We start from the raw sequence: 16,549 nt of genomic DNA on the forward strand, positions 1-16,549 counted from the left end.
TCAATCTAAACGTATTTGAGAACCCCAAATATCTTGGGGGATAAAAGACCTGTCCATAGGGATAGGAGCGACAGGTTCAGTGAGGGTAAAATTGCCAGACTCTATCCATTCCTTGAGTTCCTCCGCCACCTGTCGAGAGCGGGAAATACTGGCGAGGGGGGCGGTGCGGACGGTTTTACCCTCAATTTGGATACGACCGCTTTTGAGTTGAGCGTATGTTACCAAACCGAAAGTAGGGCGAACCCGGCGGGGGATAGCAAAATCGACCACTGGGGCGACAATATCCTCATCAGCAATAGTGGCGCGGGAAACCACTTCTTCGTTAAGCACAGGTAAGGGAATGCCAATGCCTAACATGAGAGAGGGTCCGTGTTGTTTAAAATAGCAGCCTCGCACCCAATAGGGGTTCATTTGTTTGGCATCCCCGATAACGGCGAGGGTGGCGGCGGGTCCTATGGGGGTGCGGTTAGGCAATCTTTTTTGGATGGGGAAATGTTGGGTTCCTTCCCAGGTAATATATCCAATTCCTCCCCCCAGGAAAATGCGAGTTCCTATGCCGATTAATTGTAGGTCGGGGTCATTGAATAGGGGAGATATCGCGCCAGAGTTGGAGTAAACGGCATTACCTAAAAATGGTTGTAGGGGTCCGAGGTAAGTAAATAAAGGGCGATCGCCACCATTAACGCCAATGATAAAATTCTGGTATAAATTGCGGGGATTAAATAGATAAAACTGGTTAATTGTCTCTTTGCTAATGGAGGTTTCTAGGGAACTTCGGGGGTAGCAGTCGGAGGGAGTACCAACAGCTTGAAGATGGACGGTTTTTCCAGCGATTAAATCTTCGATAACATGACCGCCACCGCGATCGCTGGGTTCGTCTCCTTCTTTGACCATTTGGGTAGCGCCAATATATATATCTACTGCGCCAAAACCACTGTAGGCGGGTACACCGTTAAGCCAGCAGGTGCGAATATTGATGGGGGGGTCTGTATGTCCGAGGTTGATAATTGCACCGGAAGATTCCATGGGTTCAAAGGTTCCGGTGGTGATGACATCGACTTCTTGGGCGACTTGGCTGATGCTGGTTTCTTTGACTCTGGCTTTGAGTTCTTCGATGGTGCAGACAATGGCTTGCTGCTGATTGATTTTGTGGTTGATTTCGGCTATGGTTTTCACTGGTGATTATTCCTGGGATTATGCTCTGGGAGGGTTTCACTGGTTAGGAGTGAGGGTTGGTCGGTGACGGGTTTCAGGGGAGGGGGATTATCCCAAATATCTAGGATATCTCGAATCAGGATTTCTTTGATCAGAACTTGACCGACAACGGCTAGGGGAAGGGCTAAGATGAGTCCGCCAAATCCGAAGAAGGTGAGGAAAAATCCTTGGGCGAGAAGGGTGATGGCTGGTAGTAGGGAGACTTGGTGAGCCATTAAATAAGGCATGATTACGGCGGTTTCGATTTGCTGGATGATGATATATAACATCACTACTAATGTGGCTTTCCAGGGGGAGTCTAAAAGGGCGATCGCCATTGGGGGAATGACGCTAACAGCAGGACCTATATTGGGAATTAGGTTGAGGAGTCCGGCGAGAATGGCATTGGCGAAAATTAAGGGGACTCTCAGTATCCACAAGCCGACTACTGTTAGTAGGGTGACACCAATCATGTTGAGTAAGGCACCGATTAGCCAACGACCTAGGGCTATTTCGCAAGTATCGAGAATGTCGTTCATTCGCCTTCGGTAAAAGGCGGGAATTAGTTGTAAGCTGCTGCGACGGTAGGCTTGGGGGTCGGCTAAAAGCATGAGGGTGAGGACGAGGATTAATAAGATGCTGACTAATCCTTCTACTGTGGTTCCGACGACGACCCCAAAACCGCCGATTAATTGATTGCTGAGGGCTTGGGCTTGTTGGATAATTTGTTCGATGCGGATCTGTCTCAGGTCGCGACTGACTTCTGATAGATATTCCCGTAAGGGTCCGTTGAGGTCGGTGCGTAAATAGTCAATTAACAGGTTCAGCAGCTTTAGACCTTGTTCGAGACCGGCGGGGACCTGTTTGGCTAGTTGTTCTAATTGGTTGATTAGGGGGGGGACTACCAATAAAAAGCCGATGGTAATCCCTAAGAAGAATAGACTAATGGATAGGAAGACGGCAAGCGATCGCGGTAGTTTCAGACGCTGGAATTGACGGGTGAGACGGTTTAAGGCGGTGGCTAGGACGACGGCGGCGAAAATCATCAGCAGGGCTTGTTTAATCCGCCACAGGATGTATATAGCGATTAAGAAAGCTGTGAAGCCTATCCATGTACCTAGGGTCATTGCGACTGTTGAGGGTGAGAGAATTTGCTTTTCTACAGGCGATCGCCTGTACAATAGTTATCTATCATAGAATACTAGATTCTGTGGTGGGATTCCACCAAAGCCAGCCAGCTACCTATGACGCAACCCAGATATGATGAACAGGAAAATATATCTCGCCACGCAGCGGTAGATGAAGGATGCTGCGAGGATATGGAACGAAAATATGGGTGGAATCTTGTGCGAATTGAGGTAACCTCAGATCCTATCCTTGAGGTTGATTGCGTATTTCTGGGGAAAACGGAGTTTCCTCGGCCCTATAATGAAACTGATAAGGAGGAAGATTGATGCGAAAATACATCATTTTTCGGGCTGATAAGGGTGAACCTGGTTGGAAAGAACGTAAACTCCAACATACCCAGGGTTTAACTAGAATTTTGGCTGAACATTTCGACTCTTCTGATCAACCTATTCCTGAGTTGGGATATCGACCGAGGGAGTTTATTCGTATTGATGGGTTGCATAATCCCACTGAACATGGCTACAGCACCCATTATCGTCAGGGTGACTGGGAAGTAACTAGGGTAGAAAGTTACTCTCCTGATGTGTCTATGGCTGAGTTTGATATGATCGTGATTTGCTTTTGCAAATATAGCCCTGTTAATGGTCCTGTGCAACCTATGCCAGAGCGTCGAGTGTCTGTAGATGGGTTCGCTGGGGATGAGAAGCGGTTGGAGCAATGGCACGAGTCCCAAAAGAAACCGACTGAGGTTTAGTTGGTCCCCGGTTTGCTTATTTGACTAGCCAGATTCGCCACGACAACAGAACCGCCAGCAGGGAAGAGGGGAATAGAACCGCGAAAAGAGCGATCGCATTGGTTTCGGGAATGGCGAAATTTGGCCCGCCATATTTGATCAGTAAGGATAGCCCTAGGGATAGGATCAGGATTTTGGCCACCAATAACAGTTTGTTGTCCATTTATATATAGGATGCGATGGGATGCGATCGCCTATATTTTACCAATTGGTGGCGGCCTTAACCCCCTAAGCCCTATGTCTGACACCCAGTCACCCCAACCGCCTTAGTCGGTATTCCCCACTGGGTGGGCGATACACGATTTCCCGGAAAAATTGAAAAAAAATTTTGTGGCAGGTGATATGATTTGCGATCGAGGTGGGTAAGTTAGAACTACAGAAAACAAATAACCTCATTTCACCCCGAGGAGAACGAATTATGAAAACTGAACTTAAAGCCAAATTCCTGCAACATATCTCTCAGAAAAAAAGAGACGGTGGTTTCACCTTAATCGAACTGTTAGTTGTAATTATCATTATCGGTATTTTGTCGGCGATCGCTCTGCCTTCCTTCTTAAACCAAGCTAACAAAGCCAGGGAGTCCGAAGCTAAAACATACGTTGGTTCAATCAACCGGGCTCAACAAGCGCGTTTGATGGAAACTGGCGAGTTTACTACCTCAATAACTCAACTGGGTCTGGGTGTCAGCAGCGCAACAGCAAACTACACTTATAATCTACTCGCTAATGCTTCTGGTGCGGTGGTTAATGCCAACGGTATAGCTAATCTCCGCGACTATGGTGGTCTGGTCTGGGTAGGTACTACAGCAGGAGGGGAGCGTACCACTTTGGCTAAACTGTGCGAAGCGCCTGATGCAGAAACCGAGGCAAAGTTTGCAGCGGGCGCTAATAGTTGTGGTACTTTTAGAGAAATTTAACAGATAATCTAGCAGTTTAGGTTTCAGATGGAGTCAGCTAGGGTCTTTAACCCCATCGTCAACTATAAGATGGAGAGATGGCATACGGTGACACTGTTAAAGCCATAACTATATTGCTCTTGTTGATAAAATCAGAAACTGAGGCCACTTGAGAGTATTGTAAATAGGTAGTACAGTAGTGCTACCTATTTTGTTTTAAAATAACTAATTGAGTTTATCGCTGGGACTATGGTTGATAATCAGATGTCGGAAAAGCAGAATATTTTATCAGCAGAAGCTGATATTTACTTGCATAAAAGGGATTATCAACAAGCAGCCATTTTATATGAACAAGCCATCAATCTCAATCCCGACTATAAATATAATTACTGGAAACTGGGGTTAACCCTGCTGCTACAGGAGCGGGAGGAAGAAGCCCAGACCACCTGGCTGGTGGCGATGAGTGATGGAGACCCAGAACAGATTGACCAGTGGACGATAGACTTACTCGAGGTGCTATCATCAGAAGCCGATGCACGAACCTCCGCCGAAGACTATTCCGTGGCTTGGGGGATTCGCCAACACATTTTAGAAATAAACCCCCATGGTATTGATAATATATTAAAGTTAATTGATTTGTCAATTACCCTGACAACCTATACCGGAAATGAGATCGCAGAATATGGACTGGTTCCCTTACTGCAACAGGAGTCCATCAATGTCAATCCAGATTTACTACTGCACCTGTGGAAAAAACTCCTAGTTGTAGATGCAATTAATCCCCTATCTCTGGAATTGGGAGAGGCGGTGATTAACCATCTTGGTGAGCAACCGGAGTTTGTCACTAGCTTAATCCCTAAATTATACGATATTGCCTATTCCTTTGGTGAAATAGGTATAGCCAAGGGCTATGGAGAGTTGTTGTTGAACCTGGCACCGCATCATCAAGAGTTGCTGAGGGCTCTGGCTCAATTTTGTATTCAATTAACCGAGTATGACCATGGCATTGAATATGCCAGACGTTCCTATCATCTCACTGAATCCCCAGATCAGCAAGCCCTGGATAGCAATTTTATGATCAGTGGTCTGATGTCTCAAGGGGGATGCACAAAGCAAGTGCGAGAGGTGGTCAACCATCAGGAATCATTGCTGGATGCTATGCTGAAAGACCCGCCCCTAGACTTGGGAACTGGGGTTATGCAATTATATAATACCAGCTTTTTCTTTCCTTATGTTAGAGATTCACCTGCTGTCAACTCACAAATAAAAGCCCAAGTTGCTCAAATTTGCCAAGCCAACTTAGAAACGGCTCAGGCAGAAAATATCGCCACATATCAAGCCCGGAATTTACAGAAACGCCATCAATCCGCGACCAATCAACCCCTAAAAATTGGTTATATATCTTATTGTTTCCGGCGGCATTCTGTGGGTTGGATATCTCGCTGGTTATTTCAACATCACGATCGCGATAAATTTGAAATTTATGCCTATATGATTGGGGCAGAAAATCGACAAGATGCTCTCCAAAACTGGTATGCAGAACAAGCCAACAAGTCTTATCAATATGGAATAGTAAGCACAGAAGTTGCCGAGCAAATTTCTGAAGACCAGATTGATATTCTCATTGATTTAGATAGCCTGACATTAACCAATACCTGCGCCATTATGGCACTTAAACCCGCACCTGTACAAGTCACCTGGTTGGGATGGGATGCCTCTGCTATACCCACCGTTGACTATTTTATTGCTGACCCCTATGTTTTGCCAGAAAATGCCCAGGATTATTACTCAGAAACCATCTGGCGACTACCTCAAACCTATGTGGCCGTCGGTGGCTTCGAGGTCGGCATTCCCAGTTTGCGAAGAGAGGATATCAATATTCCCGAAAATGCCATTGTTTATTTTACCGCCCAAAGGGGGCCGAAATACAACCCAGAACTAGCCCAATTGCAAATGCAAATTCTGAAACAAGTACCCAATAGTTATTTGGTAATTAAGGGATTCGATAAAGAGCAATCTATCGCCGGTCTGTTTTTTGAGTTAGCAGAAGAACAGGGAGTTAGTTCAGAACAGTTGCGGCTGACGGGTTCAGTATCGACCGAGCAAACCCATCGCGCTAATTTACTTATAGCAGATGTGGTGCTGGATAGCTACCCATACAACGGCGCAACCACCACCCTGGAAACTCTGTGGATGGGTATTCCTCTGGTGACTAGGGTGGGGGAACAGTTTGCAGCCCGCAATAGTTATACAATGATGATGAATGCTGGTATCACCGAGGGTATTGCTTGGACTGATGAGGAATATGTGGAGTGGGGGGTTCGTCTGGGAACCGATGAAAGACTCCGCCAGGATATCTCCTGGAAATTACGCAAGTCTAGGCGGACTGCTCCTTTGTGGAATAGTAAGCAGTTCACCCGCGAGATGGAGAAAGCCTATCAGGAAATGTGGAAAATATATACTAGCGGACAATCATAAATTATCAATTTTTCATAGTCTCATGACTCCCAGGAGTTGATGAGCCAGCATCAATTGAATTCAAGGATAATAGGTATTGTGAAAATGACCAGTGATTTAGTAGCCGAAATGCGTCAGCAAGCCCAAAAATATCTCGATAATTGCCAATACCAACAGGCGATTAGATATTATGAAGCAGCTATTGAGGCAGAACCTAATAATAAGTATTATTATTTTTATCTGGGTTTGATGTTGCTGTTAGAAGGTCAAGAGGAAGAAGCTCAAATCACCTGGTTGTTAGCTATCAATGAGGAAGATATAGAACCGGTTGAGTATTGGAGTGATGAATTAAGTAATATTCTCGACACAGAAGCTAATCGACAAGCCCAATTATCAAATTATCAATTAGCCTGGGTGATTCGCCAACATCTTAGAGAACTGAATCCCACAGACATTAATAATTTGCTGGCTTTAATTGATTTGTCAATTGCCATTAATGCTTATACCCCAGATATCATCAAAGACTATGGAATTATTGACATCTTACAGAATAGCTCCTTGAGTGAAAATATTAATCAGGATTTATTAATCAGAGTTACTGAAAAAGTCTTGCAGGTTGCCACCCTAGAACCCTCATCTTTAGAGTTGCTAACAGCGATTATCCCTTATGTTACTAATGAGGAAGAATTTATCAGAGTTATTATAGATATAGCCTGTGATTTAGCCCGTACTGCACATGAACATTTGCAAGCCATAAAGTTATGCCAGATGGGTTTACAGTTAGCACCAAGAAGTAGAGCATTAATTAATTCTGTGGCCGCAATATTTACTGATATGGGGGACTATGCTCAAGGTATAGAATATGCCCAACGCGCCTATTCAGTGGTGGAAACTATACCGGAAAAACTTTGCCAAAGTTTCAGCATTCTCAAAGCCCTACTCACTGCGGGTGGATACTGGGATAAACTGTGGGATTTTTGGGAACAACACAAGCTATTAATTGACCAATTGATTGTTGAACATCCTAAGAATCTAGGTACTTCATCAATGGGAGTTTGTCTTTATACAACCTCTTTTTATTTTCCCTATATAGTAGATAATCCTCGGGAAAATATCACGATCAGACAACAAATTTGTCAGGTATGTCAATCTAACGTGGAAATAGCCTTTCCGGAGCTAATTACCAAATTTAGGGGTCGCCATACCAGTTTGCGTCAGGGGGTACAACCATCCCCCAGGAAACTAAAGATTGGGTATGTTTCATCTTGTTTTAGGAGGCACTCGGTCGGTTGGCTGGCTCGTAGTTTATGGAAATATGGCGATCGCCATAACTTTGAAATTTATACTTACATGACCGAATCAAGAGTGTTTTACGATCAGATTCAAGAATGGTATATTGCTAACTCTGACCACATACATAAATATAGTTCTGTCAAGCTAGAATTAGCCGAGCAAATTTATGCTGATCAAATAGATATATTAGTAGATTTGGATAGCTTGACTACTTCCAATATGAGTGCAATTATGGCACTTAAACCAGCTCCCATACAAGTGACTTGGCTCGGTTGGGATGCTTCAGCAGTGCCAACAGTTGATTATTTTATTGCTGATCCCTATGTGTTACCAGAAAATGCTCAAGAATATTATCAGGAAACTATCTGGAGGCTACCTCAAACCTATTTAGCTGTTGATGGTTTTGAAGTATCTGTACCCACCATTACCCGTGCAGATTTAGCAATTCCTGATGATGCAATAGTTTATCTAGGGTTGCAAAGAGGCCCTAAGTACAATCCCCACATCGCCAAGTTGCAATTGGAAATTTTAAGGGAAGTTCCCAATAGTTATTTTTTAGTCAAGGGATTTGGTCAACAAGATTCTTTAAATCAGTTCTTTTTTGACATCGCCAATCAACAGGGAATCACTAGGGAGAGAATTAAATTTATTGCGCCAGTAAAATGGGAAGAAGAACACCGCGCTAATTTACTTATAGCAGACGTGGTGCTGGATACCTACCCCTACAACGGCGCAACCACCACAATGGAAACCCTGTGGATGGGTATTCCTCTGGTGACTAGGGTGGGGGAACAGTTTGCAGCCCGTAATAGTTATACAATGATGATGAATGCTGGTATCACCGAGGGTATTGCTTGGACTGATGAGGAATATGTGGAGTGGGGGGTTCGTCTGGGAACCGATGAAAGACTCCGCCAAGATATCTCCTGGAAACTACACAAGTCTAGGCGGACTGCTCCTTTGTGGAATGGTAAGCAGTTCACCCGCGACATGGAGAAAGCCTATCAGGAAATGTGGCAGCGGTATATTGACGGTGGCGGTTGTTAGCATATAGGCTATTTGAGCCCCGTGTTAAATTAGATGGAGATTAAATCCCAATGTCAATCATAAATGAATCAGACCTACAACGGAAAATTCGGGAGCAGTTCGACTTCACCCAGTATCCTAAAATCCCTGTAGAGGAATCCCCCCAGACTGATTATGAACGCCTTTATATTCATAACTTGGTGACTCCCTATTATCTAAGAAACCAACAGGTTATTAAAACCGAAGGTAAAGTTATTTTAGATGCTGGCTGTGGTAGTGGATATAAGGCTTTGGCATTAGCATTAGCTAATCCTGGTGCTAAAATTGTGGGTATTGATATATCCGAAAAGTCCGTAGAAGCCTCCCGGAATCGCTTGAAATATCATGGCATAGAAAATGCCGAATTTCATGCCATGTATATTGAGGAATTACCCAGCTTAGGTTGGGAGTTTGATTATATTAATAATGATGAAGTTCTCTACTTACTACCGGATATCGTAGAAGGGTTGCAAGCCATGAAATCGGTGCTAAAACCCGATGGTATTATTAGAACCAATCTACACAGTGCTTTCCAACGCCAAAACTATTTTAAATTCCAGGAATTTTTTAAAATGATTGGGTTAATGGATGAAAAACCTGGAGAAATGCAGATGGAAATGGCACGAGAAACCATGAAATCTATTAAAGACCAGGTATTGCTTAAACAGCAAACCTGGAACACACAAAAGGCTGAATTAGAAGAGTATCTTTTAAGTAATCATCTATTGCTGGGTGATAAAGGTTTCACTATCCCCGATGTTTTTGCCGCCTTGAAAGCTGCTGATTTAGAGTTTATCAGTATGATAAATTGGCGACATTGGGAAATTACGGATTTGTTTAAGGATGAAGATGATTTACCTGTTTTTCTCGGGTTGGGTTTGGCGGAAATGTCTACGGAAGACAGGTTACATTTATTTGAACTCCTGCAACCCATGCACCGTTTATTAGATTTTTGGTGTGGTCATCCTCACCAAGGTCAAGATTTTATCCCGGTTTCCGAATGGAGTGATTCGGACTGGCAAACCGCCAGAGTCAGCCTACATCCTCAGTTAGCTAACCCCCAGTCCCGGGAAGATTTAATTAATTGCATTACCAACCACAAACCCTTTGAAATTAGCAAGTATATCAAGTTACCTGTTTTTCTACCAATTCATCTTGATAGTGGCATAGCAGCTTGTTTATTACCACTGTGGGAGAGGGTTTGTACTGTTGAGGAGTTAGTGCAGCGGTGGCAGCAAATTCGACCCATAGACCCCATTACCCTAGAACCTGTTAGCCACGAAAAAGCCAGGGATGAAATTAAGGAGTTATTAGACACCCTAGACCCATTTTTATATGTGCTGTTAGAACGTTGTGGCTAAACTCTTAAAAACCGTAGGTTGGGTGAAACGCAGTGAAACCCAACATCATATCAACTGGTGAAGAAACGGTAGGTTGGGTGAAACGCAGTGAAACCCAACATCATATCAACTGGTGAAGAAACGGTAGGTTGGGTGAAACGCAGTGAAACCCAACATCATATCAACTGGTGAAGAAACGGTAGGTTGGGTGAAACGCAGTGAAACCCAACATCATATCAACTGGTGAAGAAACGGTAGGTTGGGTGAAACGCAGTGAAACCCAACATCATATCAACTGGTGAAGAAACGGTAGGTTGGGTGAAACGCAGTGAAACCCAACATCATATCAACTGGTGAAGAAACGGTAGGTTGGGTGAAACGCAGTGAAACCCAACATCATATCAACTGGTGAAGAAACCGGGTTTCTCAGCCGAAACGGTGAGGCGGGTTTATTATAGCGTTTCTCATATCCATAAGGTACAGCCCTCACCCCAAACCCCTCTCCCAATAGGGGAGAGGCTTGTCCTGAGCTTGTCGAAGGGGGCTTTGAAAAGTACCTCACCAATCCACCGAACCGCTATAATATAGTCGTGGGGAATTGATAATTGACGGCAGAGGGGCGGGTTTATTAATATGGTCGTGGGGAATTGATAATTGACAGCAGAACCCGCCCCTACATTAGAAACGGTGGGGCGGGTTTATTAATATGGTCGTGAGGAATAAGTAATTGACGGCAGAACCCGCCCCTACAATTAATTATTAATTATTACACATATCGTAGGGTGCGTCAGAGGGATAACCTATCGGGTCAACGGCAAATTTTTTTCATCTGACGCACCGCTGCCATATCCTGGTGAAGAAACCGGGTTTCTCAGCCGAAACAGTGAGGCGGGTTTATTATAGCGTTTCTCATATCCATAAGGTACAGCCCTCACCCCAAACCCCTCTCCCAATAGGGGAGAGGGGCTTTGAAAAGTACCTCACCAATCCACCGAACCGCTATAATATGGTCGTGGGGAATTGATAATTGACGGCAAAGAGGGGCGGGTTTATTAATATGGTCGTGGGGAATAAGTAATTGACGGCAGAACCCGCCCCTACAATTAATTATTAATTATTATCGGGTTCAACTACCGGAATAGTATCAACTTTTAGCTTATCAATTACCTCCTGATTTTCATGGTCTAATTTAATCCGACCCTGTAACTTAGAAATTAAAGCCGACCACTGCATGGGACTCAACTCGCCAACCAAGACAATTTCCGGCCCACCATCAAACTCTATTTCCTCCTCCATTAACAAGTTCATAGCCACACTAGATAAGACTAAATCAGCCTCTTCTGGGGTAATGTTGCTGTTATCTATCAATAAGGTCATCTCGGCTTTATCGGGATGATTAACGAGGGTTTTAATCACCTCTTGTAATTCTAATCCGACAGTTTCTTCTGATTGTGACCAGTCGGGAAAAATAATAAAATTCACCCTCTGAAGATTTAGACGTGCTAAAGTTACCTGAATTAAAGCTGAACTCATAATTTCCGCCATTTTCACCCAAGAAAACTGTTTGGCTTGTGTCAAACCTGCGGTAATTAAAGAGCTACGCACTGGGGATTTTTGCACTTCACACAAGGCATCTGTTAAACTATCAACATCATTAGCATCAACATAGATAGCCGCCTCTCCTGCGACTTCTGGAATGGAAGCGTTGGCACAAGTAATCACCGGACAACCACAGGCTAATGCTTCTAAAACTGGCATCCCAAAACCTTCGTATAAGGAGGGATAAACTAAAGCCACAGCACCAGAATAGGCAATTTTTAATTCTTCATCACTTAGTGTTAATGAATGAACCACAGTGCCAGAGGTATATTGTCTGTATTCGTTAGCGAGGGTGACACCGCTACCGGTGCAAATGATTTCAAAGCCTTGTTTGGTGTGAAGTTGGTCAAAGGCACGGAAAAATAAGATGGCATTTTTGTAGTTACTACCAGCACCAACTAACAAGAAGTAGGGTTTACTAATGCCGTATTTATGTTTAAAAGTGCTGATTTCTGTGGCTGTAGCTGGGGTGAAAATGGGAGCGACACCACAATGAGCCACGGTAATTTGTTCGATGCTAATATCAGGGAAAAACTTAACTAAATCTCTGGCGGTATTTTCGGAGATGGCAGCGTAAGAACAAGCCTGACGGATAGCATGATGTTTTTCTCGCCACATGGGTTGATTTAAACTGCCTCCCAACACTTCTGGTATCATGTCATAAGCCATAAATACAGAGGGGGTAGATAGGGGGGTGGTGTAATAGGTGGAGATGAATAAATCGGCTCCTTCTTGGTCACAGACTTGCTGTAGCATTTGCTTATCAGCATCGGTGTTATTGTAACTATAGGCGGGTATAGTTAGATAGCGGATACCAGGTATTTTGGGGGCGCTATTGGCGCGGTCTAATACAATAATATGGGCAGCAAATTCTGTGTTTGCCCATTCTTCTAAAAGAGTTCTCCACACCCTAGCAATACCTGTACTATAGAGTTGGAAAAATACACCATCAATAATGATTATTGGATTATGTACTGAATTTTCATGAGCAGTTATTTCCGAAATACTTTGTTGTGGAGTTAACAATATCAAATTGTTTAAACAATTGCTAAATTTTTGAGATTGATCAAATAAATTTAGTATCCGCTGATGATAATCGTCTTCTCTGATTGTACCAGATGAATTAGATGAAACCATAGTATTTAATATCCATTGATATTTTGTCAATAAACAATTTACAATCGAAATTGTTATCGAATTTTTTTCAGGTGAGGATTCAATATGTTTGAGAATAACTTGAACATGGGATTCTATAATTTCCCAAAATAATTGAGTTGCAGACAATTCTGATAAACGCTGATTAAAAACTTTCTCAATATATCTATTCCAATCTCCAAAATCAGCCATGCGCCGAATATACAACAATGGCTGTTGAATATGAGAAAAAGTTCCAAATAAAGATAATTCCGCCAATAAAAGAACATCAGGACCAATTATTTTGAGGCCTAATGTTGCTTGCTTCAAAGTTGATAGTTTAATCAAGCCATAGACGGGGTAGCAATATCCTAATCCCCATAAAACTACATTAACACGAGATATAGTGTCTAATCCTCTTGTGTCAACAGAACCCGGTATCATTCCTAATGGCTGACTCTCTGCATTAATCCACATAGCTTGCGGATGGCACAGAACCATAGAATCATCTTGAGACATATTTTCAACACAAAGAGAGAGAAACTGACTATGCCATAAGTCATGTCCTGATACCCAGACAAAATAATCTCCTCGTGCTAATTCTACTACTTTTTCAAAATTACCTGCTGCACCGATATTAGTAGAATTGGGGCAGTAGCGTATACGGCTATCTTTTTTAGCATATTCCTGGCAAATTACTGAAGTGTTGTCAGTGGAGGCATTATCAGCGATGATTAACTCAAAATTTTGGTAATCTTGTTCAAGTATTGAGTTGAGAGTTTGTGCCAGAAAAATTTCTTCATTATAAACTGGTAAACCAATACTGACTAACGCTTTGATGTTTTGAGATTTTTGATTCATGATTATTTACTTTTTATCTAAAAAGTCATGTGTGATAGTGAATTCACGACAGCCATTGTAACTATGCCCATGCTCAGGTGATTCCATTCACTACATGGGTTAGATAGTCCCTTTCATTTTAATATAAGGCTCATATCTCGGAATACGCTTGTCCATTATTTCTACTCCTGAATACATTTTAAATAACCATCGGTAGCCACAGTAATCAGTAACTTATAATCTATATTTTTGTCAATTTGAAAACGTTTATTGGTTTGCAGAAATTCCCAAACAGCGGTTTTAGGATTATTTCCTTTCCCCCAAGGGCGATCGGGGAACATATCATCAGGTAAATCTTCAATAACAGTATCAAAAACCACACAATAACTACCCGCTGAGGTTAGGGGAGCATAGGCTTCTAACTCAGCCAAAACATGATCATGAGTGTGATTACTATCAAGACAAACCAAAACTTTTTCTTTTTCTGATGCCTTTTCTTTGACCTGTTTAATAATTTCAGGGTCAATGCTAGAGCCTTGAATCATGGAAATACGTTTGAACATGGGATGGGTTTCAATTGCCTCTCGATTATGCTGACGAATATCTATATCAACCCCTAATACTTCAGCATTCTGGGGACCGCCACAAATAGCATTCAGTTCTAACATGGAAGCAGAAAAAATCAGCGAACCACCATGAGCAATCCCAGTTTCAATAATTAGATCGGGTTGCACTGAATAAATTAATTCTTGCATCGCCACAATATCTTGAGGATATTGGATAATTGGCCGACCCAACCAAGAAAAGTTATAGGAATATTTTGGTAGTGTAGAAGCTTTGATAAAAGCATCAGCGGATTCACACAATTCAAGATTATTGGGGATTTCTGCAATTCTGGCTTGCACTTCGTTGTTAAAATTAGTCATCATCGATGGTTATGTAATTAAAAAAGTAATTGGACATTTTTTTGATCTCTTCGAGATAGTTAGAGTTCATTATAAATAAAGTTGAACCCTTGGGTAGAAGAGCAAACACTTCCTTTGGTGATCGCACTTGAATTCCTGTCGCCGGAAGATATTTGTTTTGTTTGGCGGGGTTAAGATCAATTACCACATCAACAGCTTGTCCGATGCGGGATTTAAATAATGCAAAAATAACTCCTTTGGAAGCACCTCCCCATACTCCTGTTCTGTTAAATTTGGGGAATTTTGTTAAGCTTTTGAGAAAGTTTGATGGAAAACTAACTTGGTCGTGAACATCTATTTTCGGTAACTGTAAACTAGCTATTTCTGCCACCACATAAATATATTGATCTCCAAACAATTTCCCACTGTCGATCACTTTTCCAAATAAACGATTAAAATCTGATAATCTAAAATAGTTAACGTGTTCATAGAAAATATCAAACCAAGCCCGATGTTGACATATCCATTCAAAACAAGGAACTTCAATATAGATTTTTCCACTGCCTCCATTAGCATCTTTTAACTGAAAAAGAAAATTGACCGGATCTTGTATATGTTCAAGAACATGGCGTAAAATCAGCCCCTGTCCCCGAAACCCAAGATTAGAAGTAAAATACTTACGCTCTACATGGGGATTATCACCTTCATAAGTGGGGTCAAAGCCTTTCACGCAAAACCCTTGTTCTAATAACATTTCCAGAAAAAAACCTTTGCCACAACCAATTTCTACTAAATCTTCCTTTCCAACTAACCTCTCAATGATTGAGATCACCTGTTGCAAGTGTTTTTGAAAAATAGGACTTAGAGCTTGTTCATTCTGATAGTGTCGATCATACTGGACTAAATTAGGGCAGAATGCTTCGTTATAAACTAATCCTGTTTGCAAATCCTCTACTAGCCGAATATTTCCTTTTGGACAAGCCTTGGCTTCTGCCTCAGAATCATACATACGGTTCTGAAAAATAGGCAATTCGTGAATATCATAGAGTAATTTAGTTGCTGATTTTTGTGTCATATTCCAATATTTTATTTAACACCAACTATACAAGGTGGATCCACAAGATTATCAGGTCGTGCTCCAAAATGAAGTAAATCTCGTCTCCCAAATTCGTCGGCAATTCTTTCTGCCATTTGACGTACAGTAATTGGAACTCCAGAGCAAATGTTCACAGCTCCTTGAGTAGAACTTAGGGCTACCTCAGCAATCATTCTACCAGCTTCTTGCACATCTATAAAATCCCGAATCTGATTGCCACTGGTTAGTTCCGCAACCTCTCCCGCTTGTAATTTTTCTTTGAGATAGGGAACCAATCTCCTTGAATCTTCTCCTTCACCATAAAGATAAAATAAACGACACCACAAAAATTCAACCCCTGATGTTGGTAGTAATTGTGTTAATATATGAAAAGTAGAAGTTTTACAAGCTGCATAAATAGTTTGAGGATTTAAGGGGGTATCAGTATTTAAAAAGCCCCGATTTAAGTCATATTCAAAGCAAGTTCCAACTCCAACAAATCGCTTGCCTCCAGCTTGCTTAAAGGCTTGAGCGAGATTTAAGGTTCCCATCATACAACTTATGTTTAAAGGGGAAGTCAGATATTTGCCAGGCTCCGTATACCAAGCAATATGGATTAATGTTTCTACTCCCTTAACCATCTCTTTTAAATTTTCCAAAGATTGAGAGAATAAATCTTCTGTATTAATTATTTCGATGTTAGATACAAAATCCAGTTCTTTTCCATCGCGAACTATTACTCGTAAATCATGATGCTTTCTTAATAAATACTTAATAACCTGTTTACCTACAAATCCACTGGCTCCGGTAATGGCAATAGAAGTCATAATT

The 16,549-nt window shown here is 42.1% G+C and carries 13 protein-coding genes; 6 read left to right on the forward strand and 7 right to left on the reverse strand.

Features of this window, described 5'->3' with window-relative positions; translation table 11 throughout:
• Positions 1-1,176 carry a homocysteine biosynthesis protein gene (locus N39L_RS06685; protein ID WP_006617500.1) on the reverse strand — a complete coding sequence of 392 codons (1,176 nt, stop codon included), beginning with the start codon at positions 1,174-1,176 and terminating at the stop codon, positions 1-3.
• Complete coding sequence (locus N39L_RS06690) at positions 1,173-2,375, reverse strand: AI-2E family transporter (protein WP_231852110.1); 1,203 nt, start codon at positions 2,373-2,375, stop codon at positions 1,173-1,175. The genes N39L_RS06685 and N39L_RS06690 overlap by 4 nt, the downstream gene beginning before the upstream one ends.
• 63 nt (positions 2,376-2,438) lie before the next feature.
• Between N39L_RS06690 and N39L_RS06695 the strand changes: the two genes are divergently transcribed.
• Together N39L_RS06695 and N39L_RS06700 are read left to right on the forward strand one after the other, a co-directional pair.
• Positions 2,439-2,648, forward strand: coding sequence for a hypothetical protein (locus N39L_RS06695; RefSeq protein WP_006617498.1), 210 nt, complete (start codon positions 2,439-2,441; stop codon positions 2,646-2,648).
• Positions 2,648-3,076 carry a hypothetical protein gene (locus N39L_RS06700; protein WP_006617497.1) on the forward strand — a complete coding sequence of 143 codons (429 nt, stop codon included), beginning with the start codon at positions 2,648-2,650 and terminating at the stop codon, positions 3,074-3,076. The genes N39L_RS06695 and N39L_RS06700 overlap by 1 nt, the downstream gene beginning before the upstream one ends.
• Positions 3,077-3,092: 16 nt before the next feature.
• Here the strand turns inward: N39L_RS06700 and N39L_RS06705 are convergent, their stop codons facing one another.
• The gene (locus N39L_RS06705; protein WP_014274694.1) at positions 3,093-3,278 is read right to left on the reverse strand and encodes a hypothetical protein; all 186 of its coding nucleotides are present in this window, start codon (positions 3,276-3,278) and stop codon (positions 3,093-3,095) included.
• Positions 3,279-3,533: 255 nt separating this feature from the next.
• Here N39L_RS06705 and N39L_RS06710 point away from each other — a divergent pair, with 255 nt between their 5' ends.
• The 4 genes from N39L_RS06710 to N39L_RS06725 all read left to right on the forward strand — a co-directional run bounded on the left by N39L_RS06710 (position 3,534) and on the right by N39L_RS06725 (position 10,186).
• Positions 3,534-4,031: a type IV pilin-like G/H family protein gene (locus tag N39L_RS06710; protein ID WP_014274695.1), complete on the forward strand. Its 498-nt coding sequence runs from the start codon at positions 3,534-3,536 to the stop codon at positions 4,029-4,031.
• 228 nt (positions 4,032-4,259) lie between these two features.
• Positions 4,260-6,488 (forward strand): O-linked N-acetylglucosamine transferase, SPINDLY family protein, encoded by a 2,229-nt coding sequence (locus tag N39L_RS06715; RefSeq protein ID WP_014274696.1) that lies wholly within the window; start codon positions 4,260-4,262, stop codon positions 6,486-6,488.
• An 84-nt stretch (positions 6,489-6,572) separates the two neighbouring features.
• Positions 6,573-8,807: an O-linked N-acetylglucosamine transferase, SPINDLY family protein gene (locus N39L_RS06720; protein ID WP_014274697.1), complete on the forward strand. Its 2,235-nt coding sequence runs from the start codon at positions 6,573-6,575 to the stop codon at positions 8,805-8,807.
• A 50-nt stretch (positions 8,808-8,857) separates the two neighbouring features.
• Complete coding sequence (locus N39L_RS06725) at positions 8,858-10,186, forward strand: class I SAM-dependent methyltransferase (RefSeq protein WP_014274698.1); 1,329 nt, start codon at positions 8,858-8,860, stop codon at positions 10,184-10,186.
• A 1,089-nt stretch (positions 10,187-11,275) separates the two neighbouring features.
• Here the strand turns inward: N39L_RS06725 and N39L_RS06730 are convergent.
• From N39L_RS06730 to N39L_RS06745, 4 genes are all read right to left on the reverse strand, one after another.
• Positions 11,276-13,759: a glycosyltransferase gene (locus N39L_RS06730; RefSeq protein WP_014274699.1), complete on the reverse strand. Its 2,484-nt coding sequence runs from the start codon at positions 13,757-13,759 to the stop codon at positions 11,276-11,278.
• Between the two features lie 161 nt (positions 13,760-13,920).
• Positions 13,921-14,667 carry a cephalosporin hydroxylase family protein gene (locus N39L_RS06735; protein WP_014274700.1) on the reverse strand — a complete coding sequence of 249 codons (747 nt, stop codon included), beginning with the start codon at positions 14,665-14,667 and terminating at the stop codon, positions 13,921-13,923.
• A complete protein-coding gene (locus N39L_RS06740; RefSeq protein WP_014274701.1) occupies positions 14,657-15,718 on the reverse strand; it encodes a class I SAM-dependent methyltransferase in 1,062 nt (353 codons plus the stop codon). Before N39L_RS06740 ends, N39L_RS06735 begins: the two co-directional genes overlap by 11 nt.
• Positions 15,719-15,729: 11 nt before the next feature.
• On the reverse strand, positions 15,730-16,545 hold the full coding sequence (locus N39L_RS06745; RefSeq protein WP_014274702.1) for an NAD-dependent epimerase/dehydratase family protein: 816 nt from the start codon (positions 16,543-16,545) through the stop codon (positions 15,730-15,732).
• Positions 16,546-16,549 lie beyond the last annotated feature (4 nt).

The sequence above is a fragment of the Limnospira platensis NIES-39 genome, assembly GCF_026000695.1.
GTDB lineage: Bacteria > Cyanobacteriota > Cyanobacteriia > Cyanobacteriales > Microcoleaceae > Limnospira > Limnospira platensis.